We start from the raw sequence: 23,813 nt of genomic DNA, 5'->3' as shown, positions 1-23,813 counted from the left end.
ACCGGCGCGGGCCGCGCTCAGCTCCGTACGGAGACCTCGACAGGGCTTTCCGCAGGGGTCCGGCGCAGCGCGGAGACGAGCGCGGGCCAGTCCACCGGGTCGGCGTCCCGCTCGGCCCGGACCAGCAGATGCGCCGCCGGCCCCGTGGCCTGCCCGGCGCCGTCCCCGGCCACGGTCAGGGCGTCCTCGGGCACCGGGCCGCCGGTCACCTCGACCCCGAGCCGGGTCAGCCGCCTGACGAGGGCCGGGGCCCTGCCGCCGCCCTCGACGACCAGCGGGCGCCCGCAGGTCAAGGCCAGGGTGAGCGCCACGCGGACGGTGTCCTCGCCGGCCTGCCCATGAGGCACCGCGACCGGCCCGGCGGGCGGCGGGCCCGGCGGACCGGGTGAGGCCACCGTCACCACGGGGCAGGCGACCCCGTCGCGGATCGCGGCGTGCCCGGGGGTTCCCCGGGGCAGCACGACGAGGCCCGGAGCGGCCTCCACGGCCAGCTCGGCGAGCTCGGCGCCGGCGGAGGCGCTGAAGCGGCTCACCACCCTCACCTCGGGGCCGTGCGCGCGCACGGCGTCCGCGAGGACCTCAAGCTCGTGGAGCGTCTCGGTCAGCTCGGCCAGCTCCGACGACAGGCCCCCGCCGAGTTCGAGCCGGCCGCCGGGATAGGGCCGCAGATGGGCGAGGATCACCTCGGCGGGCGCGGCGGAGCGGGCCAGGAGGGCCGCCAGCTCCGCCAGCGGGACCTGCTCGGCGGGGGAGCCGGGTACGACGACCAGCACGCGGGTGGCGGCGCGCGTGCCGAGGGCCTCGCGTCCGGCCTGCTCGATGTCGCGCGCGACCCGCCGCCCGGGGTAGACCCTGCGCAGCAGCGGCTCCGTCATCGCCGTGGTCAGCAACGCCATCACCACCATCAGCGAGTACAGCTCCTCGTCGAGGACGCCCTTCTGCAGCCCGACGGACAGGATGACGAGTTCGGTGAGCCCACGGGTGTTGAGAAGCGTGGCGATCGCCAGCGCCTGCCGTCCGGGAAGCCGTGTGCGGGCCGCGGCGTAGGAGCCGAGCAGCTTGCCGCCGATCGCGACCACCAGGATCGCGGCCAGAGTTCCCAGGCTGGACAGGTCGAGCGTGCGGAGGTTGACGTCGAGCCCCGCGACGACGAAGAACATCGGCAGCAGCAGGAGCACGGCGAGCTGTTCGAGGCGCTCCAGGATCTCGTGGTTGAGCCGTTCCGCGCCCTCACGGGGCATCACGGCGCCGAAGACGAACGCTCCGAAGATGAAGTGCACATGCATCCACTCGGTGGCCCAGGAGGAGGCCAGCAGGCCGATGAGCACCAGGGAGAGCAGCCCCGGGGTCAGCCTGCCCGCCCGCTGCCTGGCGGGCACCAGGCGGGCCAGCAGCGGCCGGACGACCAGGAACATCAGCAGCCCGTACGGCAGGGCCAGCGCGACCCGCCACTGGTCCGCGCCCTCGCCGACGCCTCCACCGGCGCTCCCGCCGGCGCCCGCGAGGCCCGCCACGACGGCGAGCGCGGTCCAGGCGAGCACGTCGATCACCGCGGCGGAGGCCAGCGAGAGGCCGCCGACCGTGGAGCGCTGCATCCCCCGGTCGGTGATGATCCTGGCCAGCACGGGGAAGGCCGTCGCCGCCATCGCCGCGCCCATGAACAGCACGAACGGCAGCGTCCTGGCCCCGTCGACGTGGTCGCCCGCGATGCCGAGCGCCAGCGCGCAGCCGAGCACGAACGGCACGAGCGTCGAGCCGAGCGCCACGGTCACCGCGGTCCTGCCCCGGCCCCTGACCAGCTTCTGGTCGAGTTCCATGCCGACGACGAACATGAACAGCACGAGCCCGACATCGGCCAGGGCGCGCAGCGGGGGCATCATCCCGTCGCCGAACAGCCGGTCGCCGAGAAGCGGCCCGAGCAGGGTCGGGCCGAGAAGAATGCCGGCCACGATCTCCCCGACGACCGGTGGCTGGCCGAGCCGCCGGGCCACGGCCCCCAATAATCGCGCGGAGATGAGGACGATCACGAGGTCGAGCAGCAGCAAATCAACGTGGAACACTGGGACACGCTTCCCCGTAAGTAATGAAAGTAATGAAAAGCCCCGAGAGTGACCAAGGCGACGTTACCGTCTTAATAGATCATCGCGAGCGTCGCGGGGCACGTCGAAGGGAACGCCGGTGGAGGGTATCGCCGACTACGAGTTCGTCCGCCCGCTGGGAACGGGCAACCATGGCGAGTTCTACCTGGCGAGGAGACCACGGCGGCTGCCGGTCGAGGCCGACCTGGTGGCGGTGAAGGTGGTCGGCGGCACCGGCAAGGACGCCTTCCGGCGGGCGACCAGGGAGCTGAAGGCCTTCGCCACGGTGCGCTCGCCGTACCTCGTGACGCTCTACGACGCGGGGCAGCAGGGTGGGGTCTTCTACTACTCGATGGAGTACTTACCCGAGGGCTCGCTGAGACTGCCCGCCGGGGCGCCCTCGCGGGAGCGGGTCCTGCGTTCGGTCGCGTGCGCGGCCCAGGCCGTCCAGGCGCTGCACGAGGGGGGCATTCTGCACCGGGACGTCCATCCGGGCAACGTGCTGCTCACCGAGACCGGGGGCAAGCTGTCGGACCTGGGCCTGTCGCAGGTGTTCGCGCCCGGCGCGACGGTGACCGGGATGGGCGGCATCGGGTCGGCCGAGTTCACCGACCCCGCGCTGCTGCGGGGCGGTGACCCCTCTCCCGAGGGAGACGTGTGGTCGCTCGGAGCCACACTGCACTGGTCGATGACCCGCACCGGCCTGTACGGTGAGCTGCCCGTCCACGACCCGCTGCTGACCCTGCGCAGGGTCAGCACGACGCCGCCGTCGGTCAGCGGCGATCTGGAGCCGGAGCTGGCCGACCTCGTCCGGGCCTGCATCGGGGACATGGCCGCGCGGCCGACCGCCAGGGGGGTCGCGGACCGCCTGCACGCGCTGCTCGACTGAAGGGGCCGGTCCTACCCTCGCAGCCTGTACCACTGCAGGTCGTCCAGGCGGGTGCCGTCAGGGCCGGGCAGCAGGCCGTGCACCAGGCCCTCCCTGGTGAAGCCCGCGCGCTCAAGCACCCGGTGCGAGGCGTGGTTGTCCGGGGCGGTGCCCGCGACGACCCTGGTCAGCGGGGTGTGCTCGAAGGCCCACTCGACGAGCAGGTTCACCGCCCGCGCGGTGAACCCCCTGCCGCGGAAGGCGGGCAGCAGGCTGTAGCCGGTCATCGCCTGGCCGAGCACCGGGACGATCGAGGTCAGCTGGATGTGCCCGGCGAAGGCGTCCGTCGCGGCCTCCCTGATGGTCAGCTCGACGCGTTCGCCCGCCAGCCAGTGCGCCCCCGCCTCCCGGCACAGTTTCTCGACCCTGGCCATGTCCGGCCCCTCCGGGGGGACGCTGTAGCGCACGACGTCGGGCAGGTTCTCCAGCGCGTGGTGGTCGGCGACATCCTGGGGGCCAAGGGGCCTCAGCCGTACCACGCCGTCGGACAGGGAACCGCCCGGCAGGGCGGGCAGGAAGGGCTGGACGCGTTCGCCGGACTCGCCGTACAGGCGGGCGAAGGCGATCAGGTCGCTCCTGCCGCCGTCCCTGCGGGCTTCGGCCGAGCGCCTGACGCCCTCGCGCTGGAAGCCCGCGGCGAGCGCGACCCGCTGGCTGGCCAGGTTCTCGACATCGGTCAGCAGTTCGAGCCGCCGCACCCCGAGGGCGAAGGCCCATTCGGTGAGCGCCCTGGTGGCCGCCGTCGCGACCCCCCGCCCCTGCGCCCACGGAGCGACCAGGTAGCCCACCTCGCCGTTGCCGCGCGCGTCGAGCGGCCTGAGGCCGATGTTGCCCATCCACTCGTCCGTCTCGGTGTCGGCGATGGTGAAGGAGGCGCCGCCGTCCCGCCAGGACCGCTCGGCCGCCCTCAGGTAGGCGAACGCGTCGTCACGGGTGTACGGCACCGGCAGGGTCGGCAGGAAACGGCTGATCCGAGGGTCGTCGCAGGCGCGGGCGATCGACTCGACGTCGGTCTCGGCCGGTGGGCGCAGGACGACGTCCCGGGAAAGGATCACGTCTTGTGGGAGCATCCCCAAGTGCTATCAGTTCCCCATGAAGGGGGACCAATCATTTCGGTCCGATCACGCTCTCCGGCGTGCGCCAAGGCCTTCATCGGGCCTTCATCGGGCCTTCATCGGGTCCTCGCCGGCGGGACGGGTGGCGGCCGGGCGCCGATAACCTTGCGGGCATGGGTTTTCGCAGGCATGGGCCGTTTCAGGCCGGGGATCAGGTTCAGCTCACCGATCCCAAGAACAAGCGTCACACGGTGACGCTGAAGGAAGACGGGGTCTTCCACACGCACAAGGGCGGCATCCCGCACAGCGACCTGATCGGCCGGCCCGAGGGGTCGGTGGTGCGTTCGTCCGGCGGCACCCAGTATCTCGCGTTCCGGCACCTGCTCCAGGACTACACGCTGTCCATGCCGCGTGGCGCCGCGGTCATCTACCCCAAGGACTCGGCGCAGATCGTCGCCATGGCCGACATCTTCCCCGGCGCGCGTGTCGTCGAGGCGGGGGTCGGCTCGGGCGCGCTGACCTGCTTCCTGCTGCGCGCGGTCGGCTCCGAGGGCCGGGTCACCTCCTACGAGCGGCGTGAGGACTTCGCCGAGGTCGCCACCAAGAACGTGGAGAAGTTCTACGGCGGCCCGATGGACCAGTGGCGCCTGGTCGTCGGTGACTTCGTGGACGCGCTCGACGAGAGCGACGTCGACCGGATCATCCTGGACATGCTCGCGCCGTGGGAGTGCGTCGACGCCGCGGCCAAGGCCCTCACTCCGGGTGGTGTCATCTGCTGTTATGTGGCGACAACCACCCAATTGTCCCGCACGGTGGAAACTCTCCGCGAACACGGGAGTTTCACCGAGCCTCATGCGTGGGAGACCCTGGTTCGCGACTGGCATGTCGAGGGCCTCGCCGTACGGCCGGACCACAGGATGGTCGGGCACACCGGGTTTCTCGTCACCGCGCGTCGCATGGCGGACGGGGTGACCCCACCACCGCGTCGCAGGCGTCCAGCAAAGGGGGCATATGGCGAAGAGTCCACCTCTTCCACCAGTTGATGACGATTCAGCCACGAGGGTGCGCCGGAGAGTGACGCGGGAACAGAACTCCGTGTTCTTATGCTCCAAGGACTAAACGCACCATAAGGGATTGTTAAGTGCCTACTTAATGTAGGCATACGAACACTGCTCGGCCAGGTAAGGGACAGCCCCCAGATGGGTAGGGTTTTGAGTAGTCGGTCTCGACTGGGAAGGAGGTGACGCCGTGGCAGCTCGCGACGACGCCGAGGCTCGTGCCGCGCAGCGCGAACGGGAGGTCGCCGACCTCACAGCACAGGTCTCCTTCCTGCAGGAGGAGATCACCACGCTACGTCGGAAGCTGACGGAGTCTCCCCGGCAGGCCAGGATTCTCGAAGAGCGTCTCCATGAAGCACAGGCGAACCTCGCGGCCGTAACCGGCCAGAACGAGCGGCTCGTGGCCACCCTCAAGGAGGCCAGGGACCAGATCGTCGCGCTCAAGGAGGAAGTCGACCGGTTGGCGCAGCCGCCCTCCGGCTTCGGCGTGTTCCTTGAGTCCAGGGAAGACGGCACGGTGGAGGTCTTCACCGGCGGTCGCAAACTTCGAGTGAACGTCAGTCCAGCGGTGGACGTCGACTCGCTGAAGCGTGGCCAGGAGGTCATGCTCAACGAGGCGCTCAACGTCGTCGAGGCCCTCGGATACGAGGAGGTCGGCGAGATCGTCATGCTCAAGGAGCTCCTTGAGGACGGCCAGCGCGCGCTGGTGATCTCGCACGCCGACGAGGAGCGGGTGGTGAGACTGGCCGAGTCGCTGCTCGACCAGCCGATCCGCGCGGGCGACTCGCTGCTGCTTGAGCCGCGCTCCGGTTACGTCTACGAGCGCATTCCCAAGTCCGAGGTCGAGGAGCTCGTCCTGGAGGAGGTGCCCGACATCTCCTACGAGGAGATCGGCGGGCTCATGCGGCAGATCGAGCAGATCAGGGACGCCATCGAGCTTCCCTACCTGCACGCCGACCTCTTCCGCGAGCACAAGCTCCGTCCCCCGAAGGGCGTGCTGCTGTACGGGCCGCCCGGATGCGGCAAGACGCTCATCGCCAAGGCGGTGGCCAACTCCCTGGCCAAGCAGGTCGCGGAGAAGACCGGCCAGTCGGGCAAGAGCTTCTTCCTCAACATCAAGGGTCCCGAGCTTCTCAACAAGTACGTCGGCGAGACCGAGCGGCACATCCGCCTGGTCTTCCAGCGCGCCAGGGAGAAGGCCTCCGAGGGCACCCCGGTGATCGTGTTCTTCGACGAGATGGACTCGATCTTCAGGACCCGTGGCTCCGGCGTCTCCTCCGACGTCGAGAACACCATCGTTCCCCAGCTGCTGTCCGAGATCGACGGTGTCGAGGGCCTGGAGAACGTCATCGTCATCGGCGCCTCCAACCGTGAGGACATGATCGACCCGGCGATCCTGCGGCCCGGCCGTCTGGACGTCAAGATCAAGATCGAGCGGCCGGACGCCGAGGCGGCCAGGGACATCTTCTCGAAGTACCTCATCGAGGACCTTCCGCTGCACACCGACGACCTTGCCGAGCACGGTGAAAGCCGTGGCGGCACGATCTCGGCGATGATCCAGCGGGTGGTCGAGCGGATGTACGCCGAGAGCGAGGAGAACCGCTTCCTCGAGGTGACCTACGCCAACGGTGACAAGGAGGTCCTGTACTTCAAGGACTTCAACTCCGGCGCGATGATCCAGAACATCGTGGACCGCGGCAAGAAGATGGCCATCAAGCAGTTCCTGGACACCGGGCAGAAGGGGCTGCGGATCCAGCACCTGCTGGCGGCCTGCGTGGACGAGTTCTCCGAGAACGAGGACCTGCCCAACACCACCAACCCCGACGACTGGGCCCGCATCTCCGGCAAGAAGGGCGAGCGGATCGTCTACATCCGCACCCTCGTGACGGGCAAGCAGGGCACCGAGGCGGGCCGGTCCATCGACACGGTCGCCAACACCGGTCAGTACCTGTAGAAGCACCACCAAGGCGGCGCGTGCCCTCCGAGGGCGCGCGCCGCCTTCGCGTGTCCCCTCCACGGACCCTCGGAAAACCGCCGCGAGGCCCGGAAGGAGGGTCACGGAAAACAGCGGGAACAAGATCCGGGCCGAGGGAACCCGGTTGATCGAAACACCGTCCAAGTGGCGTGCGTGAACACTTCGCCCCGGCGGGCACATGACCGGCACGGCCGCAAAGGGAACCGGCCGCCTCGCCGAACTCGACCTCCTGCGTTTCCTCGCCGCCGCCGGGGTCGTCTCCTTCCACTACCTCATCGCCTTCGCCTCGGTCTGGGGGGAGCGTCCGGCGAAGTTGTTCCCGGAGACGGCCACCCCGGCGGGCCTGGGCATCCTCGGCGTCGAGCTGTTCTTCATGATCAGCGGCTTCGTGATCCTGATGAGCGTCTGGGGGCGGGGGCTGGGCGCCTTCGCCCTGTCACGCCTGGTGCGGCTCTTTCCCGCCTACTGGATCAGCGTGGGCGTCGTCGCGGCCGTCTACGGCCTGGGCGCGGCCACCGCCCTGGACCCCAAGCTCGGCCTGCGCGACTACCTGGTCAACCTGACCATGTTCCAGCGCGCCTTCGGCCTGACCGACGCCAACGGCGTCTACTGGTCGCTCTGGGCCGAGCTTCGCTTCTACCTGCTGATCTCGATCCTGGTGATCGTCGGGGTGACGTTCACCCGCTGCCTGGTCTTCATGGGCGTGTGGCTGCTGGCGGCCGGGATCTTCACCGGCAACGAGAACGAGTGGGTACAGCTGATCGTGATGCCGAAGTACGCGGCGTACTTCGTCGGCGGCATGGCCTTCTTCCTCATGACCAAGCACGGCCCCAGGCCGGTGCTGTGGTGCGTGGCCGGGCTCAGCGGCGGGCTGGCGGTCTACGCGGCCCTGGCCAGGGTCGAGGGCCGCATCGACGCGGTGGGCTACGCCGCGATGCCGGTGCCCGGCTGGACGGTCGTCGTGACCGTCGTGATCTTCTACGTGCTCATGGCGCTGGTGGCGCTGGGCGCCCTCGGCTGGCTGCGCTGGCGCGGGCTGGTCGTGCTCGGCGCGCTGACCTACCCCCTCTACCTGTTCCACTCGACGGTCGCCGCCGTGCTCGTGCCCGTCCTGCGCGACACGCTCGCGCCCTGGCTGACCGTCGCGGTCACCGTGCTGGTCACGCTGGTGCTGTCCTACCTGGTCCACCGGCTCGTCGAGCGGCCCATCCAGGAGTTCGTCAAGGCCAGGCGGCGGCGGGCGGCCGTACCACAGGGGAGGCACGGACGCGGTCCCGGCGGGGGAGCGGTTCCCGCTCCGGGGGCCTCGGGAGAAAACGCCTCAGAAAAGGCCTCTGTGCCATAACTGTCTGGTCACCGGGGATAGTGAAGGGTCTAGGGTCGGGGATATATACGGCGGAGTAGTCGTCCTGGATGAACAGAGGGTGCGCATGACGGTACGGCGGGTGATGGGCATCGAGACCGAATACGGCATCTCCGTGCCCGGACAGCCGGGGGCCAACGCGATGGTGACCTCCTCCCAGGTGGTGAACGCCTATCTGGCGGCCTCGGCGGCCAGGGCCAGGCGGGCACGCTGGGACTTCGAGGAGGAGAACCCTCTGCGCGACGCCCGGGGCTTCGACCTGTCCAGGGAGGTGGCCGACCAGAGCCAGCTCACGGACGAGGATCTGGGCCTGGCCAACGTGATCCTCACCAACGGGGCCCGGCTGTACGTGGATCACGCCCATCCCGAATACTCGACTCCCGAATGCACCAATCCACGAGCCGCGGTGATCTGGGACAAGGCAGGGGAGCGCGTCATGCACGACGCCGCGACGCGCGCCTCGGCCGTCCCCGCCAACGCTCCGATCCAGCTCTACAAGAACAACACCGACAACAAGGGCGCCTCCTACGGCTGCCACGAGAACTACCTGATGCGGCGCGCCACGCCGTTCGCCGACATCGTCAGGTATCTGACCCCGTTCTTCGTCTCCCGGCAGGTCGTCGTCGGTGCCGGCAGGGTCGGCATCGGCCAGGACTCCCGGGGCGAGGGCTTCCAGATCAGTCAGCGTGCCGACTTCTTCGAGGTCGAGGTCGGCCTGGAGACCACGCTCAAGCGGCCGATCATCAACACCAGGGACGAGCCGCACGCCGACCCGGAGAAGTACCGCAGGCTGCACGTCATCATCGGCGACGCCAACATGTCGGAGATCTCGACCTACCTGAAGCTGGGCTCGACCGCGCTGGTCCTCGCCATGATCGAGGACGGCTACTTCACCCGTGACCTCGCGGTCGACAACCCGGTCCAGGCGCTGCGCGCGGTCTCCCACGACCCCACGCTGAAGTACGAGATCGCGATGCGCGACGGCCGCAGGCTCACCGCGGTGCAGCTGCAGATGGAGTATCTGGAGCTGGCCCGCAAGTACGCCGAGGAGCGCAGCGGGAACGGCGTCGACGAGATCACCAAGGACGTCCTCGACCGCTGGGAGTCCGTCCTGACCCGTCTGGCCGAGGACCCGATGCAGCTGTCGCGGGAGCTCGACTGGGTGGCCAAGCTCGAACTGCTGGAGGGCTACCGTACCCGTGACGGCCTGGCCTGGTCCCACCCGCGGCTGCAGCTGGTGGACCTGCAGTACTCCGACATCCGCCCCGAGCGCGGCCTGTACAACCGGCTGGTCGCCCGGGGCAGGATGCAGCGCCTGGTGACCGAGGACGAGGTGCGGCGGGCCATCGAGGCGCCGCCGAGCGACACGCGGGCCTACTTCAGGGGTCGTTGCCTGAGCCAGTTCAGCGAGTCGGTCGCCGCCGCGTCCTGGGACTCGGTCATCTTCGACATCCCGGGCAGGGAGTCCCTGCAGCGCGTTCCGACCATGGAGCCGCTGCGCGGTACGAAGGCCCATGTCGGAGAGCTGTTCGACCGCTGTCGCACCGCCGCCGACCTGGTCACCGCTCTCACCGGCGATCAGTGACCTCCCGTGCGGGCGGGTGCTCCCGCCCGCACGGTTTATGGCTTTGTGTCCGCTATTGCATGGATTGACGGACGCTGTGAACCGGTATACATTCCGGGTGTTTTGTGGCGGTGCGAGGGAAATCCGGTGAGATTCCGGTGCGGTCGCGCCACTGTAACCGGCCCGAGAGGGCGGGGAGCCAGGTCACTCGGCCGCCACCGACCTACGAAAAGGGGCGCGTCAATCCCCTGAAGGAGGTGGCCGTGAGCCAGATCTCTGCTCCGCCGGTCAAGCCCATCCCGCTCGGTTCGCTCACCCGCTGGCTTCTCGCCGTACCGGTGCTGCTGCTCCTCGCCTACCTGGTCGCCTTCGACCAGGGCGCGATCTCGCAGGCCGGTAACTACCTGCACGAACTCATGCACGACGGGCGTCACCTGCTCGGTGTTCCCTGCCACTGAGCGCACCGAGCCACACGTGATCACCAAACTCATCGTCAGAGGCATGCTCGTCGGCCTTCTCGCAGGACTGCTCGCCGGGGTGTTCGCCTACACGGTGGGCGAACCCCGCGTCGAGCGGGCCATCGCGCTGGAGGAGGCCGCGGCGGCCTCCTCCGGTACCGGTGCCCACAGTCACGAGGCGGCCGAGCCCGCCCACTCCCACGGGGAGGAGGCGCCGGTCAGCAGGAACGGCCAGCGCTTCGGCCTCTTCCTCGCCCTGGCCCTGTACGGCCTGGCTCTCGGGGGCCTGTTCGCCCTCGTGTACGCGGGGGTGCGCGGCCGGGTCGGCCCGAGATCGGAACCGCTGCTGGCGGTCTCCCTCGCGGCGGCGGCGTTCGTCGCGATCGTCCTTATCCCTTTCGTGAAATATCCCGCCAACCCACCGGCCGTCGGTGACCCGGAGACGATCAACCAGCGCACGGTGCTCTACCTGGTCGCCGTCGCCATCGGCATCCTCTCCGTCGGCGCCGCGGCGGCCGCGCACCGCTACGTCTCCTCCGAGGAGGCGTGGCCGCGCTGGCTCGCGGGCGGCGCGGCGCTGCTGGTGCCGGTCGCGGCGGCCTGGATCCTGCTGCCCGGGATCGACGAGGTGCCCGAGGGGTTCCCCGCCGGTCTCCTGTGGGACTTCCGCCTGGCCTCCCTCGGGACACAGGCGGTGTTCTGGCTGGGCGTAGGAGCCCTGTTCGCCTTCGCCGCGCGCAGGCGCAGCCCGGCGTGACGGCCCCCTCGGGGGTCGCGCGCCTGCTGCTGGTCTGTCACGCCTCGACACGGGCGACGGCACGGGCGGCCTTTCCCGGAGACGAGCCGCTCGACGGGAACGGCCTGCGCCGCGCCCGGGCGCTGGCCCCGCGGATCGGTCCGGGCCGGGCCGTCCGCGGAGCCGAGCTGCGTTGCGCGCAGACGGCCGAGGCGCTCGGCCTGCGTGCCGGGCCGGAGCCGTCGCTCGCCGACTGCGACTACGGGCGCTGGCGCGGCATGACGCTGGCCGAGGTCGAGGCGGCCGATCCCGAAGGACTCGCGGCCTGGCTCACCGACCCGGCGGCGGCCCCCCACGGCGGGGAGCCGATCACCGGACTCGTCGGCCGGGTCGCGGCCTGGCTCGCGGTCCTCGGCCCGGGGCGGACGGTCGCCGTCACCCACGCCCCGGTGGTCAGGGCCGCGGTCGTGCACGCCCTCGGCGCCCCGGCCCATGCCTTCTGGCGCGTCGACGTCGCGCCCCTCGCCCTGGTGACGCTCACCGGGCGGGGCGGACGCTGGCGGCTGAGTTACCCCGTATGACGAGAGCCGAGGAGGCAGTCAAGGTGCGCGACCCGCGCTATCCCTTCACCGCGATCGTGGGGTCGGAGGACCTCAAGCTCGCCCTGATCCTGAACGCCGTCTCCCCCGGTGTCGGCGGAGTCCTGGTCAGAGGGGAGAAGGGCACGGCCAAGTCCACGATCGTGCGGGCGCTCGCGGCGCTGCTCCCGCCCGTCGAGGTGGTGCGTGGCTGCCGCTTCTCCTGTGACCCCGCCGCCCCGGACCCCGGCTGCCCGGACGGCCCGCACGAGGCCGCCCCCGGCACCGTACGGCCCGCCAGGCTCGTCGAGCTGCCGGTCGGCGCCTCAGAGGATCGCCTCGCGGGCTCACTCGACCTGGAACGGGCGCTCACCGAGGGGGTGAAGGCCTTCGAGCCCGGCCTGCTCGCCGACGCGCACCGGGGCGTCCTCTACGTCGACGAGGTCAACCTCCTGCACGACCACCTGGTGGACCTGCTGCTCGACGCCGCCGCGCTCGGCACCTGTTACGTCGAACGCGAGGGCGTCTCGGTACGGCACGCCGCCAGGTTCCTGCTGGTGGGGACCATGAACCCGGAGGAGGGGGAGCTACGTCCCCAGCTCCTCGACAGGTTCGGGCTGACCGTGGAGGTCAGGGCGTCGCGGGAGGTGTCCCAGCGGGCCGAGGTGGTCCGGCGGCGCCTGGCCTTCGAGGCCGACCCGGTCGCCTTCGCCGCCTCGTGGCAGGCGCGGGAACGGGAACTGGCCACGCGTGTCGCCGAAGCCAGGGCCAGGGTCGCCGAGGTCACCCTGCCGGACTCCGCGCTGCGGAGCATCGCCACGGTCTGCGCCGCCTTCGAGGTCGACGGCCTGCGGGCCGACCTGGTCACCGCGCGGGCGGCCATCGCGCACGCCGCGTGGCGGGGCGGGACGACCGTGACGGCCGAGGACGTCCGCGAGGCCGCCAGGCTCGCCCTCCCGCACCGCCGCCGCCGCGACCCCTTCGACGCGCCGGGCCTGGACGAGGCCAGGCTGGACGAACTCCTCGACCAGACGCCCGAGGACCCGGAGGAGCCGGACGACCCCGGTGACGGTCCGGAGGGCGGTCCCGGCGACGGTCCCGAGGGCGGTCCCGGAGGAGGCCCGGACAGCCCGGGGAGCGGCCCCGGTGGTTCCGGCGAGGACGTCCCGGGGACGGAGCCGGCCGAACCGGCGAACCGGGAGGGCGTCCCCGCGCCCGCCGGGGGAGACGCCGCGACCGGGCGGACGGGAGACGACCGGGTCGCCGAGGCCGACCCCGCGAGGCGCGCCAGGCTGTTCACCGTGCCCGGTCTCGGCGCCGGGGCCCCGGGCCGCAGGTCCAGGGCCGCGACCCCGCTGGGCAGGGTGACCGGGGCCAGGGTCCCGGGGGGACGGCCCGCCTCCCTGCACCTGCGGGCGACCGTCGAGGCCGCCGCGCCGTACCAGGTGGGACGGGGCAGGAACGGGCCCGGCCTGCTGCTGCGGCGCGAGGACCTCAGGGAGGCCGCGCGCGAGGGCAGGGAGGGCAACCTGGTGCTGTTCGTCGTGGACGCCAGCGGATCCATGGCGGCCAGGCGGCGCATGCGCGCGGTCAAGGGCGCCGTGCTCGGCCTGCTTCTCGACGCCTACCAGCGCCGTGACAAGGTAGGCCTGGTCACCTTCCGGGGCACCCGCGCCGACCTGGTGCTGCCGCCGACCTCCTCGGTCGAGGCGGGGGCCGCCCGGCTGCGCGAGCTGCCGACCGGTGGGCGAACCCCGCTGGCGGCGGGGCTGCTGCGCGCGGCCGAGGTCCTGCGGGTCGAGCGCCTGCGTGACCCGTCCCGGCGCCCGCTGCTGGTCCTGGTGACCGACGGGCGGGCGACCTCCGGCACCGTCGAGGAGGCCCACAGGGCGGCGGCGCTGCTGGCCGGGGTCGCCACGGTCGTGGTCGACTGCGAGACGGGGCACATCCGCCTCGGGCTGGCCGCGTCCCTGGCCCGGCGGATGGGCGCGCGGGCCGTGCGCCTCGACGACCTCACCGACCTCGCCGGAGTGGTCCGTGACAGGCGGGCCGCCGCGTGAGAACCGCTCCCGCGAGCCGTACGAGAACGAAAGGCTGATGACGATGCCCCAGGGGAAACCGGTCAGCGTGCCCGACGACGGGCTGACCACCAGGCAGCGCCGCACCCGGCCGTTGCTGATCGTCCACACCGGGCCGGGCAAGGGCAAGTCGACTGCGGCCTTCGGCCTGGCGTTGCGGGCCTGGAACCAGGGCTGGCCGATCGGCGTGTTCCAGTTCGTCAAGTCCGCCAAGTGGCGCATCGGCGAGGAGCGGGCGCTACGGGTGCTGGGTGAGTCCGGTGAGGGCGGCACGGTGTCCTGGCACAAGATGGGGGAGGGGTGGTCCTGGATCCAGCGGCCGGGCGCCGAGGAGGACCACGCCGCGGACGCCAGGGAGGGCTGGGAGCAGATCAAGCGTGACCTGGCCGCGCGGACCTTCCGGCTGTACGTCCTCGACGAGTTCACCTATCCGATGAAGTGGGGCTGGATCGACGTCGACGAGGTCGTCGCCACGCTCACCTCCCGCCCCGACGGCCAGCACGTCGTCGTCACCGGGCGGGACGCCGACCCCCGCCTGGTCGCCGCCGCCGATCTGGTGACGGAGATGGGCAAGGTCAAGCACCCCATGGACGCCGGGCAGAAGGGGCAGAAGGGCATCGAATGGTAGCCCGGCTGGTGATCGCGGCCCCCGCGTCCGGTGCGGGGAAGACCACGGTCGCGACCGGGCTGATGGCCGCGCTCACCCGGAGAGGCACCCGGGTCTCCCCGCACAAGGTGGGGCCCGACTACATCGACCCGGGCTACCACGCCCTGGCCACCGGCCGTCCCGGACGCAACCTCGACCCGTGGCTCGTCGGTGAGGAGCTGATCGCCCCGCTGTTCCTGCACGGCGCCGCCGGGGCCGACCTGGCGGTGGTCGAGGGGGTGATGGGCCTGTACGACGGGGCGGGCACGAGCGAGTTCGCCTCGACCGCGCACGTCGCCAGGCTGCTGCAGGCCCCGGTCGTCCTGGTGGTCGACGCGGCCAGGCAGAGCCGGTCGGTCGCGGCGCTCGTGCACGGTTTCGCCTCCTACGACACCCGGATTCGCCTCGGCGGGGTGATCCTCAACCGGGTCGGCTCCGCCAGGCACGAGGAGCTGTGCCGCGCGGTCCTGGCCGAGAGCGGCGTCCCGGTGTTCGGCGCGATCCACCGCAGCGACCTCGTGACCACCCCCTCCCGCCATCTCGGCCTGGTCCCCGCGGCCGAACGCGCCACGCAGGCGGCCGGTGCCATGGACGCCGTCGCCGACCTGGTCGCCGCCTCGTGCGACCTGGAGGAACTGTTGCGGCTCGCCCGCACCGCCCCCGCCCTGTCCGCGCGGCCGTGGAGCCCGGGGCCCGCCGTACCGGCGACCAAGAGAGTCGCGGTCGCCGCAGGGCAGGCGTTCACCTTCGGGTACACCGAGCAGGCGGAGCTGCTGGCGGCGGCGGGGGCCGAGGTCGTCCCCTTCGACCCGCTGGCGGACGAGGCCCTGCCCCAGGGGACGGGCGGCGTCGTCATCGGAGGGGGCTTCCCCGAGGTCTACGCCGCCGAGCTGTCGGCGAACGAGCCGCTGCGCAGGGAGGTCGCCGCGTTCGGCGGGCCGATCTCCGCCGAGTGCGCCGGTCTGCTGTATCTCGCCAGGCGGCTGGACGGCAGGCCCATGTGCGGGGTCTTCGACCTGGAGGCCAGGATGACGGGGACCCTCACCCTGGGCTACCGCGACGCGGTCGCGGTCGAGGACTCGGTGCTGACCCGGGCGGGGGAGCGCTACCGGGGGCACGAGTTCCACCGCACCGCCGTCGACCCCGCGCCGGGAAGGCCGCTGTTCCGCTGGAGGGGAGGGGCGGACGGGTTCGCCTCCGGCCCGGTCGTGGCCTCCTACCTCCACCTGCACTGGGCGGGCACCCCCCGGCTGGCCACCCGGTTCGTCGAGGCCTGTATCCGATCTACATCGTAAAGGCGTCGGCTCTGGAAAGCACGACGCCATGGGACCCGCGCAGGGCGGGTCTCATGGCGGACGACGGAAAACGGTTCAGGCGGCGCTGAAGCAGCGGACCTTGGCCAGCATGGCCGAGGTCTGCTCGGCGCTCAGGCGCGCCCTGGGGTCCTTGCGCAGCAGCCCGCGCAGGACGGGTTCGAGCGCGCCCGCCCGCTGCGGGGCTCGCGCGGGCTCGCGCAGCGCCTCGACCAGCGCGGGCATCGAGTTGACCGTCCTGAACGGGGTCCTGCCCTCGACGGCCATGTAGAGGGTCGCCCCGAAGGACCACATGTCCGCCTCGCGGGTGCCGCCCCGGCCGTGCAGGGTCTCCGGGGCGATGAAGGCCGGGGTGCCGCGCATCGAGTTGCCCGCGGTGCCCTCGGGGGCGGCGAAGCCGAAGTCCGCGAGCACCACCCGGTCGCCCGTCAGCATGATGTTGGCGGGCTTGATGTCACGGTGGATCACGCCGCCGTCGTGCGCGTGCCGCAGCGCGTCGAGCAGCCTGCGGCCCATCCCCGCCACCAGGTCGACCGGGAGCGGCCCCGCCTGGACGAGCGTGTCGTGCAGGGTGAGGGCTTCGAGGAACTCCATGACGATCCAGAGTCGTTCGGCCTCCTCGGCCAGGTTGTGGACCGTCACGATGCCCCGATGGCTGAGCCTGGCGGCCATCCGGGCCTCGCGCACCACCCGCCGCCGCTGCTCGGCCGCGGCCGGACCCGGTGGCAGGGCGATCTCCTTGAGCGCCACCTTCCGTTCGAGTAACAGGTCGTAGGCGCGCCATACCACGCCCGTCGCACCCCGGCCTACGGGGGAGTGAAGCTTGTAACGGCTGGCGACGATGGTGCTCACGGTCCAATGATCGCAGTTTTACACCGGGTTGGCCTACTCGGAACGGTCCTGACTCGCCGGAGCGGCCTCAGATCAGGCCGATGCCGAGCAGCAACGTGCCCGCGGCGAGGAACACGCCGCCGAGGACCGTGAGCCAGATCAGCTTGTTCGGCTTGGTGTCCGACGGGCGTACGACCGACAGGAAGAAGCCGAGCGGCATCAGGATCGGTGACGAGACGATCAGGAGCCTGGTCAGCCTCTGGAGGCCCTCTCCCCAGTGGGTCTGGTCGATGTAGAACAGCGCGACGAGCGAGAACAGGACCAGGACGCCGGCGTGGGCGTGCCCGGCTCGCCACAGGTTCTGCCGTACGGGGTTGTCGAGGTAGCCGGGGACGTTGCGCATGATGTGCGTCAGCAGCATGAGCCCGCCGAAGGCGATGGTGGGCACGGTGATCAGGAGCACTCCGGCGGTGCTCAGCGTCTCGGGGGGCATTGGGCTCCTTCTGGAAGGCCGATGTCGGCCCATCATTGGATAGAGTAGCTATCTAGTCAAGTGGGATTTGCCGCCGGAGGCTTCGGGAGGGTTGTCTTGGGGCGAGTCCGGGGAGTTCGCGGTCCTCGTAAAGATCGAGGACGATCCACGCGAAATGTCCGCCGGTTCGGGGAAGATATGGGACAACGACGTCCCCCATGTGGAGGTGCCACAGATGGCTAGCAAGGACACCGGAGGCCAGAAGCAGACCGGGCGGACCGACAAGGAGGTCGAGGAGACCGCGCAGGCCGACTCCACCGACGTCCAGGACCGCCACGAGAAGCTCTCCGACGACGTCGACGCCATTCTCGACGAGATCGACGAGGTGCTTGAGGAGAACGCGGAGGAGTTCGTCAGGTCCTACGTCCAGAAGGGCGGCCAGTAGCCGGTCGTCCGCGTCCGCGGTCCGGAGGCGGAAGTCCGGAGGCGGCGGCTTCGCGGGTGAGAGCCCGGGATCGGCGCCTCCGGGGTGAGCGTCCGGAGACGAGAGGGGAAGTCAGACGGGCCCGGGGCAGAGCGGGGTGAGGCCGCGCGCGGCGGCACCGGCCCCCCGGGTGGTTCGACGGCGTTGGTGAACGTGGGAAGACGAGAGGCGGACCGGCTCAGGGTACGGCCGGGCCGTGCGACGACAGGCCGATCGGCCGTCGCCGGTCCCGCCGCGCCCTGACGGCGCGGACCGGCGCGGGCGGACGGGTGAGACGAAACAGCCACCCGTCCCCTTTTTTCTGGGTTCTCCGGCCGCCCGAAGGGCCCTCCCGTCCGTGCGGAGAGCCGGGCAGGAGACCCCCGCGCGTGGGCGCGGAACGCGGCGCCCGCGCGGATGTAAAGATTCGAAGACGCTCCCGGAGAGGGTTCGCGCTGAGCTGATCCAGGGAAGTGCATGCAGCACGACAAGATGAGTAAGGTCGGGCCTTATAGGACCGCACCTTTGGAGGGAGTCGCGTGGGATCGCACAGGGACCTGCCCGCCGGCATGGTGAATCACATCTTCACGAACAGCGGCATTTCCTCGTTCACCGAGTTCGTCGGCTCCTACGCGCCGGACTTGTTGCCCGGCAGAAACGAGACCCTGGCGGCCCCGGTAGGAGACCACGTCCCGCATGCGACCACGATCGTCGCCGCGACCTGCGCGGGCGGTGTGGTGATGGCCGGTGACCGCAGGGCGACCTCGGGGAACATCATCTCCCAGCGGGACATGGAGAAGGTGTTCCGCACCGACGACTTCTCGTGCATGGGCATCGCCGGGGCGGCCAGCACCGGTCTTGAGATGGCCCGCCTCTACCGGGTCGAGCTGGAGCACTACGAGAAGATGGAGGGCAGGACGCTCTCCGTCGCCGGGAAGGCCAACCGCCTGGCCACGATGATCCGCGGCAACCTCGGCATGGCGATGCAGGGCCTGGCCGTCGTGCCGTTGTTCGCCGCCTACGACCCGGAGATCGACGGCGGGCGGATCTTCGGATACGACGTCGGCGGCGGGCCGTACGAGCAGCACCAGCACCACGCGATCGGCTCGGGATCGATCTTCGCGCGTGGTTCGCTGAAGAAGCTCTACCGGGAGAACTCCTCGCCGGAGGAGGTCGTGCGGGCGCTCGTCAACGCGCTGTACGACGCGGCCGACGACGACTCGGCGACCGGCGGCCCCGACGTCACCCGCAAGATCTGGCCCGTCGTAGCGCAGATCACCGCCGACGGCTTCCGCCGTCTGTCCGACGAGGAGGTCGGCGCCCACGTCCAGACAGTCCTCGAAGGGCGCATGAGCTCCCCCGACGGCCCCGTCGCCCCGCTGCGCTAACACGAGAGGATCACCCCAGGTGTCCATACCCTTTGGATATGTCTCGCCCGAGCAGCAGATGCGGGACAAGGCGGACTACGCGCGTAAGGGGATCGCGCGAGGCCGCAGCGTCGTCGTCCTGCAGTACGAGCACGGCATCCTGTTCGTCGCCCCCAACCCCTCCCGGGCCCTGCACAAGATCAGCGAGATCTACGACAAGATCGGGTTCGCCGCGGTCGGCCGCTACAACGAGTTCGAGGCTCTGCGCCTCGGCGGCATCCGTTACGCCGACATCAACGGCTACAACTACGCCAGGGACGACGTCACCGCGCGCGGACTGGCCAACCTCTACGCGCAGAACCTCGGTCAGATCTTCACCGAGTCGCCCAAGCCCTTCGAGGTCGAGATCGTGGTCGCCGAGGTCGGTGACAGCGCGGAGGAGGACCACATCTACCGCCTCACCTTCGACGGCTCGGTCTTCGACGAGACCGGCCTGGTGGCGATGGGCGGTCAGGCGGAGGCGGTCGCGGGCAGGCTCAAGGAGCGCTACCGCGAGGGCATGCCGCTGGCCGAGGCCCTTGAGGCGGCGCTGTTCGCGCTCACCGAGCCGGGCGGCGAGCGTCCTCCGGCCGGTCAGCTCGAGGTCGCGGTGCTCGACCGCAACCGGCCGCACCGCAAGTTCCTGCGCCTGAACGGTCCGCGTCTGGAGCAGGCGCTCGCCGAGGGACGGCCCCAGGACGCCGCGTCCGAGGCGGAGTCCGGTACGGCGCAGGCCTCCGATCTGCCGCCGACCGCGCCCGAGGGCGACATCGACACCGGCTCCAACGGCTGACGGGCCGTCCCGGCTGTGGTGAGAGCGCCGTGTCCCGTGTGGGGCACGGCGCTCCGCTGTGATGTGGATCACTGTCCTCCCGGCGAACCCGGCCCACACGGTGGTCGTCGTAACGGGCATGAAACGCTCCATGCTGGCCGTGGCCGCCGCCCTCTCCGTCGCCCTGGGCGGCGCGATCCCCGCCGAGGCCGCGGCGATTCCGAACTTCCCCAAGCCGAAGATCTTCGGGACCACCTTCCAGAGCGATCCGGGCCACGACTTCACCAAGCACATCAGCTCCCGTAAGGACGGCATCCTGCGCGGCTGGATCACCCACGTCGGACGTACCCAGGTGGAGTACAAGCCGATCAAGTGGAAGAGGGACAAGTACACCGAGGGGTACTTCGTCGGTCCGCCCGAGGGGGATGTGACCGCCTACGCCTCACCCGTCGCCAAGAACGTCGTCTTCCTGAGCGCCTTCGGCTGCTCGGCGAAGATGACCGGGACCACCGTCGACAAGGGGGGCCTGGGCGCCAAGCGGTGCTCCAGGAAGGCCCTGCTGACCAGGGCGAAGAGCACCCGCCCCTCGCTGATCACCGTGTACCGGGGACAGATCGTCAAGGTCCAGGAGATCTACACCCCCTGAGCCGGGCGCGGGGCGGCCCTCCGCACCGGCGCCCCCATCATCTCCGTACGGCTCGCGCTCGCCTCACCGGGCGTGAGCCCCGCTCACGCTTAGCCGATCCCCGCCGGGGGCATAAGCCATACGACCGAAAACCCCACTGATCCCTCCCGCAGGAGGGGTTCGGCGAATAGTGTGAGGCAATGGACCGTCGCATCTTCGGGCTTGAGAACGAGTACGGCGTCACCTGCACGTTCAGGGGACAGCGGCGGCTGTCGCCCGACGAGGTCGCGCGTTACCTATTCCGCAGAGTCGTCTCCTGGGGCCGGTCGAGCAACGTCTTCCTGCGCAACGGCGCGCGCCTCTACCTCGATGTCGGCAGCCACCCGGAGTACGCAACCCCCGAGTGCGACAACGTCGTGGAGCTCGTCACCCATGACAAGGCGGGTGAGCGCATCCTGGAGGGCCTGCTCGTCGACGCGGAGAAGCGGCTGCGCGAGGAGGGCATCGCCGGGGACATCTACCTGTTCAAGAACAACACCGACTCGGCCGGCAACTCCTACGGCTGCCACGAGAACTACCTGGTCGGCAGGCACGGGGAGTTCGGACGCCTGGCGGACGTGCTCATTCCCTTCCTGGTCACCCGGCAGATCATCTGCGGCGCGGGCAAGGTGCTGCAGACCCCGCGTGGCGCGGTCTACTGCGTCTCCCAGCGGGCCGAGCACATCTGGGAGGGCGTCTCCAGCGCGACGACCCGTTCCCGGCCGATCATCAACACCCGTGACGAGCCGCACGCGGACGCCGAGCGCTTCCGCCGCCTGCACGTCATCGTCGGTGACTCCAACATGAGCGAGACGACGATGCTGCTCAAGGTCGGCGCGACCGACCTGGTGCTGCGCATGATCGAGGCGGGCACCGTGATGCGCGACCTTTCGCTGGAGAACCCGATCCGGGCCATCAGGGAGGTCTCCCACGACATGACCGGGCGGCGGCGGGTGCGCCTGGCCAACGGCAGGGAGGCGTCCTCGCTGGAGATCCAGCAGGAGTACCTCGCCAAGGCGCGTGACTTCGTCGACCGCAGGGGCGGTGACAAGATCAGCGAGCGGGTGCTGGAGCTGTGGGAGCGGACGCTCACCGCGGTCGAGACGGGAAACCTGGACCTGGTCTCCAGGGAGATCGACTGGGTCACCAAGTACCAGCTGATCGAGCGCTACCGCAGGAAGTACGACCTGCCGCTGTCCAGCCCCAGGGTCGCCCAGCTCGACCTCGCCTACCACGACGTGCACCGGCGCCGGGGCCTGTTCTACCTGCTGCAGAAGCGCGGCGCGGTCGAGCGGGTCGCCTCCGACCTGAAGATCTTCGAGGCCAAGTCGGTGCCGCCGCAGACCACCAGGGCGAAGCTGCGCGGGGAGTTCATCCGCAGGGCGCAGGAGAAGCGGCGCGACTTCACCGTCGACTGGGTCCACCTGAAGCTCAACGACCAGGCACAGCGCACGGTGCTGTGCAAGGACCCCTTCCGTAGCGTGGACGAAAGGGTGGACAAGTTGATCGCGGGCATGTGACGGTCATGCTTCGGTAAGGTCATCGGCGGTCTTAGCACGCCCGTATGTGTTGACGGGTAGTGTGACGCAAACCTGACGTCTTTCAGAAGGATATTCATGCGCCGCCGCAGCCTGGCCGTACTGGCCGCAGTGCCACTGTTGTTCGCCGCCGCCTGTGGCTCCGAAGGGGGGTCGGGGGCACAGGCCACCACCTCCGCCGGGACGGCGCCCGAGCTGAAGGTCACCGGGGCGGTGAACACCAAACCGACCGTCGAGTTCCCGGCGAAGGTCACGGAGGCCTCCTCCTACCGGGTGCTCACGCCCGGAACCGTCGGCACCCCCGCGAAGGACGGTGCCAGCGTGGTGGCCAACCTCACCGTCTTCACCTGGGACGGCAAGCAGAACAAGCTGGTCGGCTCGACCTACGACGAGGGTGGTCCGCAGCTGATCACTCTCAACGAGCAGATCCCCGAGATCCTGCGCAAGGGCTTCGCCGAGACCAAGGGCGGAGGCAGGTTCCTGTCGGTCGTCGGCAAGGACGCGCTGCCCAAGGAACAGCAGGCCCAGGCGCCCGCGGGCCAGTCGCAGGTCTTCGTGGTCGACGTGATCGACGTCCCCGCGGGCAAGGCCGCCCAGGGCGAGGCGACCGACCCCACCCTCAAGGGGATCAAGGTCGAGAACCCCGGTGGGGAGGCCGCGCCCAAGCTGACCACCAAGACCGACGAGAAGGCCCCCAAGGAACTGGTCGCCAAGACCGTGATCAAGGGCACCGGTCCCGAGGTCAAGTCGGGCCAGTCGATCCTGGTCCAGTACGTCGGCAAGATCTGGGGTTCCGATCTGGAGTTCGACAGCAGCTGGTCGCGCGGTGGCGCGCCGATCATGTTCCAGATCGGCACCGGCCGGGTCATCAAGGGCTGGGACCAGGGCCTGGTCGGCGTCCCGGTCGGCAGCCGGGTGCTGCTGAGCATCCCGCCGGACCTGGGTTACGGCAAGGAGGGCTCCGGCGACAAGATCAAGGGGACCGACACGCTGGTCTTCCTGGTGGACGTCCTCAAGGCCTACTGACCCGCTTGAGCGCTCAAGGGACCCGGTCACGCACCCGCGTGGCCGGGTCCTTCGTGTCACCGGTACCGGTGCCGTACGTGAGGAGTGCCGGCACCCAAGCCCCGCGACGCCGTCAGGCGGCGCAAAAGGAACACCGCCTAGAATCCCGGCTGTGAGCAGCGATGACCTCGGCACGGTCGCGGCCCTGCACGATCCCGTGAGGCGGGCCGTCTACGAGTATGTGGCCTCCCTGGGGCGTGAGGCGGGGCGCAACGAGACCGCGGAGGCGGTCGGGGTGCAACGGACCCTGGCGGCCTTCCACCTCGACAAGCTGGTCGAGGCCGGCCTGCTGGAGGCGGGTTTCAAGCGCCTGACCGACAGGACGGGGCCGGGAAGCGGCCGTCCGGCGAAGGTCTACCGCAGGGCGCGAGGGGAGTGGCAGGTCAGCGTCCCGGCCAGGGACTACCGCTCCATGGCGTCGATGCTGGCCGAGGCGGTCGACCGCCTCGGCGGGGACGAGGTGGCCGACGAGGTCGCGCGGCGGGCGGGCGCGAAGCTGGCGGAACGGGGCGAGGACCTGACCGGGGCGCTGCGCGGACGAGGATACGAACCCTACGAGGAGGACGGCGCGCTGCGGTTGCGCAACTGTCCCTTCCACGTGTTGTCGCAGGAGCAGCCGCTGCTGGTGTGCTCGATGAACCTGGCGCTGTGCCGGGGGCTGCTCGACGCCCTGGGAGAGGAGGACCGTACGGCCAGGCTGGACCCCCGTCCTGGGGAGTGCTGCGTCGCCTTTTCTAAAAACAATGAAGATTGACATAGAAGGGCGGTGGAT

General features: G+C 70.4%; 22 protein-coding genes and 1 riboswitch. Of the genes, 18 read left to right on the top strand and 4 right to left on the bottom strand.

What is annotated here, in order from left to right; translation table 11 throughout:
• Nucleotides 1-17: 17 nt before the first annotated feature.
• Entirely contained in the window at nucleotides 18-2,060 is a 2,043-nt protein-coding gene (locus tag ACFOYY_RS18355) for a cation:proton antiporter (RefSeq protein WP_386190383.1), read from the bottom strand.
• 118 nt (nucleotides 2,061-2,178) lie between these two features.
• On the opposite strand from ACFOYY_RS18355, the gene ACFOYY_RS18350 reads away from it, so the two are divergent.
• A complete protein-coding gene (locus tag ACFOYY_RS18350; protein WP_352013097.1) occupies nucleotides 2,179-2,967 on the top strand; it encodes a protein kinase domain-containing protein in 789 nt (262 codons plus the stop codon).
• An 11-nt stretch (nucleotides 2,968-2,978) separates the two neighbouring features.
• Here the strand turns inward: ACFOYY_RS18350 and ACFOYY_RS18345 are convergent, their stop codons facing one another.
• Entirely contained in the window at nucleotides 2,979-4,061 is a 1,083-nt protein-coding gene (locus ACFOYY_RS18345; RefSeq protein ID WP_362915847.1) for a GNAT family N-acetyltransferase, read from the bottom strand.
• Between the two features lie 173 nt (nucleotides 4,062-4,234).
• Here ACFOYY_RS18345 and ACFOYY_RS18340 point away from each other — a divergent pair, with 173 nt between their 5' ends.
• The 10 genes from ACFOYY_RS18340 to ACFOYY_RS18295 all read left to right on the top strand — a co-directional run bounded on the left by ACFOYY_RS18340 (nucleotide 4,235) and on the right by ACFOYY_RS18295 (nucleotide 15,812).
• Nucleotides 4,235-5,104 (top strand): tRNA (adenine-N1)-methyltransferase, encoded by an 870-nt coding sequence (locus ACFOYY_RS18340; RefSeq protein ID WP_352013095.1) that lies wholly within the window; start codon nucleotides 4,235-4,237, stop codon nucleotides 5,102-5,104.
• Nucleotides 5,105-5,309: 205 nt separating this feature from the next.
• Entirely contained in the window at nucleotides 5,310-7,073 is a 1,764-nt protein-coding gene (arc, locus tag ACFOYY_RS18335) for a proteasome ATPase (protein WP_352013094.1), read from the top strand.
• Nucleotides 7,074-7,272: 199 nt separating this feature from the next.
• The gene (locus ACFOYY_RS18330; RefSeq protein ID WP_386190382.1) at nucleotides 7,273-8,439 is read left to right on the top strand and encodes an acyltransferase family protein; all 1,167 of its coding nucleotides are present in this window, start codon (nucleotides 7,273-7,275) and stop codon (nucleotides 8,437-8,439) included.
• Between the two features lie 85 nt (nucleotides 8,440-8,524).
• Complete coding sequence (dop, locus tag ACFOYY_RS18325; protein WP_352013092.1) at nucleotides 8,525-10,042, top strand: depupylase/deamidase Dop; 1,518 nt, start codon at nucleotides 8,525-8,527, stop codon at nucleotides 10,040-10,042.
• A 91-nt stretch (nucleotides 10,043-10,133) separates the two neighbouring features.
• Nucleotides 10,134-10,252: riboswitch (cobalamin riboswitch) on the top strand.
• 32 nt (nucleotides 10,253-10,284) lie between these two features.
• The gene (locus ACFOYY_RS18320) at nucleotides 10,285-10,479 is read left to right on the top strand and encodes a CbtB domain-containing protein (RefSeq protein WP_352013091.1); all 195 of its coding nucleotides are present in this window, start codon (nucleotides 10,285-10,287) and stop codon (nucleotides 10,477-10,479) included.
• Between the two features lie 16 nt (nucleotides 10,480-10,495).
• Nucleotides 10,496-11,236: a CbtA family protein gene (locus ACFOYY_RS18315; protein WP_352013090.1), complete on the top strand. Its 741-nt coding sequence runs from the start codon at nucleotides 10,496-10,498 to the stop codon at nucleotides 11,234-11,236.
• Nucleotides 11,233-11,796 carry a histidine phosphatase family protein gene (locus tag ACFOYY_RS18310; protein ID WP_352013089.1) on the top strand — a complete coding sequence of 188 codons (564 nt, stop codon included), beginning with the start codon at nucleotides 11,233-11,235 and terminating at the stop codon, nucleotides 11,794-11,796. The genes ACFOYY_RS18315 and ACFOYY_RS18310 overlap by 4 nt, the downstream gene beginning before the upstream one ends.
• Nucleotides 11,793-13,853, top strand: a complete 2,061-nt coding sequence (locus tag ACFOYY_RS18305; RefSeq protein WP_386190381.1) for a putative cobaltochelatase — start codon at nucleotides 11,793-11,795, stop codon at nucleotides 13,851-13,853. The genes ACFOYY_RS18310 and ACFOYY_RS18305 overlap by 4 nt, the downstream gene beginning before the upstream one ends.
• A gap of 43 nt (nucleotides 13,854-13,896) precedes the next feature.
• Nucleotides 13,897-14,499 (top strand): cob(I)yrinic acid a,c-diamide adenosyltransferase, encoded by a 603-nt coding sequence (gene cobO / locus ACFOYY_RS18300; protein WP_352013234.1) that lies wholly within the window; start codon nucleotides 13,897-13,899, stop codon nucleotides 14,497-14,499.
• Nucleotides 14,493-15,812 (top strand): cobyrinate a,c-diamide synthase, encoded by a 1,320-nt coding sequence (locus tag ACFOYY_RS18295; RefSeq protein WP_386190380.1) that lies wholly within the window; start codon nucleotides 14,493-14,495, stop codon nucleotides 15,810-15,812. The genes cobO and ACFOYY_RS18295 overlap by 7 nt, the downstream gene beginning before the upstream one ends.
• A 75-nt stretch (nucleotides 15,813-15,887) precedes the next feature.
• Here ACFOYY_RS18295 and ACFOYY_RS18290 read toward each other — a convergent pair whose 3' ends face one another.
• Nucleotides 15,888-16,682: a serine/threonine-protein kinase gene (locus ACFOYY_RS18290; protein ID WP_352013086.1), complete on the bottom strand. Its 795-nt coding sequence runs from the start codon at nucleotides 16,680-16,682 to the stop codon at nucleotides 15,888-15,890.
• A gap of 67 nt (nucleotides 16,683-16,749) precedes the next feature.
• A complete protein-coding gene (locus tag ACFOYY_RS18285) occupies nucleotides 16,750-17,154 on the bottom strand; it encodes a hypothetical protein (protein WP_352013085.1) in 405 nt (134 codons plus the stop codon).
• A gap of 214 nt (nucleotides 17,155-17,368) precedes the next feature.
• Between ACFOYY_RS18285 and ACFOYY_RS18280 the strand changes: the two genes are divergently transcribed.
• The 7 genes from ACFOYY_RS18280 to ACFOYY_RS18250 all read left to right on the top strand — a co-directional run bounded on the left by ACFOYY_RS18280 (nucleotide 17,369) and on the right by ACFOYY_RS18250 (nucleotide 23,795).
• Complete coding sequence (locus tag ACFOYY_RS18280) at nucleotides 17,369-17,578, top strand: ubiquitin-like protein Pup (protein ID WP_352013084.1); 210 nt, start codon at nucleotides 17,369-17,371, stop codon at nucleotides 17,576-17,578.
• A 557-nt stretch (nucleotides 17,579-18,135) separates the two neighbouring features.
• Nucleotides 18,136-18,984, top strand: coding sequence for a proteasome subunit beta (prcB, locus tag ACFOYY_RS18275; RefSeq protein WP_386190379.1), 849 nt, complete (start codon nucleotides 18,136-18,138; stop codon nucleotides 18,982-18,984).
• Between the two features lie 19 nt (nucleotides 18,985-19,003).
• Nucleotides 19,004-19,795, top strand: a complete 792-nt coding sequence (prcA, locus tag ACFOYY_RS18270) for a proteasome subunit alpha (protein WP_352013083.1) — start codon at nucleotides 19,004-19,006, stop codon at nucleotides 19,793-19,795.
• Between the two features lie 118 nt (nucleotides 19,796-19,913).
• A complete protein-coding gene (locus tag ACFOYY_RS18265; RefSeq protein ID WP_362915835.1) occupies nucleotides 19,914-20,420 on the top strand; it encodes a hypothetical protein in 507 nt (168 codons plus the stop codon).
• A gap of 179 nt (nucleotides 20,421-20,599) precedes the next feature.
• Entirely contained in the window at nucleotides 20,600-21,958 is a 1,359-nt protein-coding gene (pafA, locus tag ACFOYY_RS18260; RefSeq protein WP_352013081.1) for a Pup--protein ligase, read from the top strand.
• A gap of 96 nt (nucleotides 21,959-22,054) precedes the next feature.
• Nucleotides 22,055-23,002 (top strand): FKBP-type peptidyl-prolyl cis-trans isomerase, encoded by a 948-nt coding sequence (locus tag ACFOYY_RS18255; RefSeq protein WP_352013080.1) that lies wholly within the window; start codon nucleotides 22,055-22,057, stop codon nucleotides 23,000-23,002.
• 151 nt (nucleotides 23,003-23,153) lie between these two features.
• Nucleotides 23,154-23,795 carry a helix-turn-helix transcriptional regulator gene (locus tag ACFOYY_RS18250; RefSeq protein WP_362777462.1) on the top strand — a complete coding sequence of 214 codons (642 nt, stop codon included), beginning with the start codon at nucleotides 23,154-23,156 and terminating at the stop codon, nucleotides 23,793-23,795.
• The last annotated feature ends 18 nt before the right edge of the window (nucleotides 23,796-23,813 follow it).

The sequence above is a fragment of the Streptosporangium jomthongense genome, from assembly GCF_042650425.1.
Lineage (GTDB): Bacteria > Actinomycetota > Actinomycetes > Streptosporangiales > Streptosporangiaceae > Streptosporangium.
Note: the sequence above shows the minus strand (reverse complement) of the source record. Positions and strands in the feature narration are given on the sequence as shown.

What these genes read in the sequence shown, in the direction of transcription:
- cobO (WP_352013234.1), top strand. Translation starts at nt 13,897, where the DNA reads ATGCCCCAGGGGAAACCGGTCAGCGTGCCCGACGACGGGCTGACCACC.
- pafA (WP_352013081.1), top strand. Translation starts at nt 20,600, where the DNA reads ATGGACCGTCGCATCTTCGGGCTTGAGAACGAGTACGGCGTCACCTGC.
- ACFOYY_RS18305 (WP_386190381.1), top strand. Translation starts at nt 11,793, where the DNA reads ATGACGAGAGCCGAGGAGGCAGTCAAGGTGCGCGACCCGCGCTATCCC.
- dop (WP_352013092.1), top strand. Translation starts at nt 8,525, where the DNA reads ATGACGGTACGGCGGGTGATGGGCATCGAGACCGAATACGGCATCTCC.
- ACFOYY_RS18285 (WP_352013085.1), bottom strand. Translation starts at nt 17,154, where the DNA reads ATGCCCCCCGAGACGCTGAGCACCGCCGGAGTGCTCCTGATCACCGTG.
- ACFOYY_RS18330 (WP_386190382.1), top strand. Translation starts at nt 7,273, where the DNA reads ATGACCGGCACGGCCGCAAAGGGAACCGGCCGCCTCGCCGAACTCGAC.
- ACFOYY_RS18265 (WP_362915835.1), top strand. Translation starts at nt 19,914, where the DNA reads ATGAAACGCTCCATGCTGGCCGTGGCCGCCGCCCTCTCCGTCGCCCTG.
- ACFOYY_RS18295 (WP_386190380.1), top strand. Translation starts at nt 14,493, where the DNA reads ATGGTAGCCCGGCTGGTGATCGCGGCCCCCGCGTCCGGTGCGGGGAAG.
- ACFOYY_RS18255 (WP_352013080.1), top strand. Translation starts at nt 22,055, where the DNA reads ATGCGCCGCCGCAGCCTGGCCGTACTGGCCGCAGTGCCACTGTTGTTC.
- ACFOYY_RS18280 (WP_352013084.1), top strand. Translation starts at nt 17,369, where the DNA reads ATGGCTAGCAAGGACACCGGAGGCCAGAAGCAGACCGGGCGGACCGAC.
- ACFOYY_RS18340 (WP_352013095.1), top strand. Translation starts at nt 4,235, where the DNA reads ATGGGTTTTCGCAGGCATGGGCCGTTTCAGGCCGGGGATCAGGTTCAG.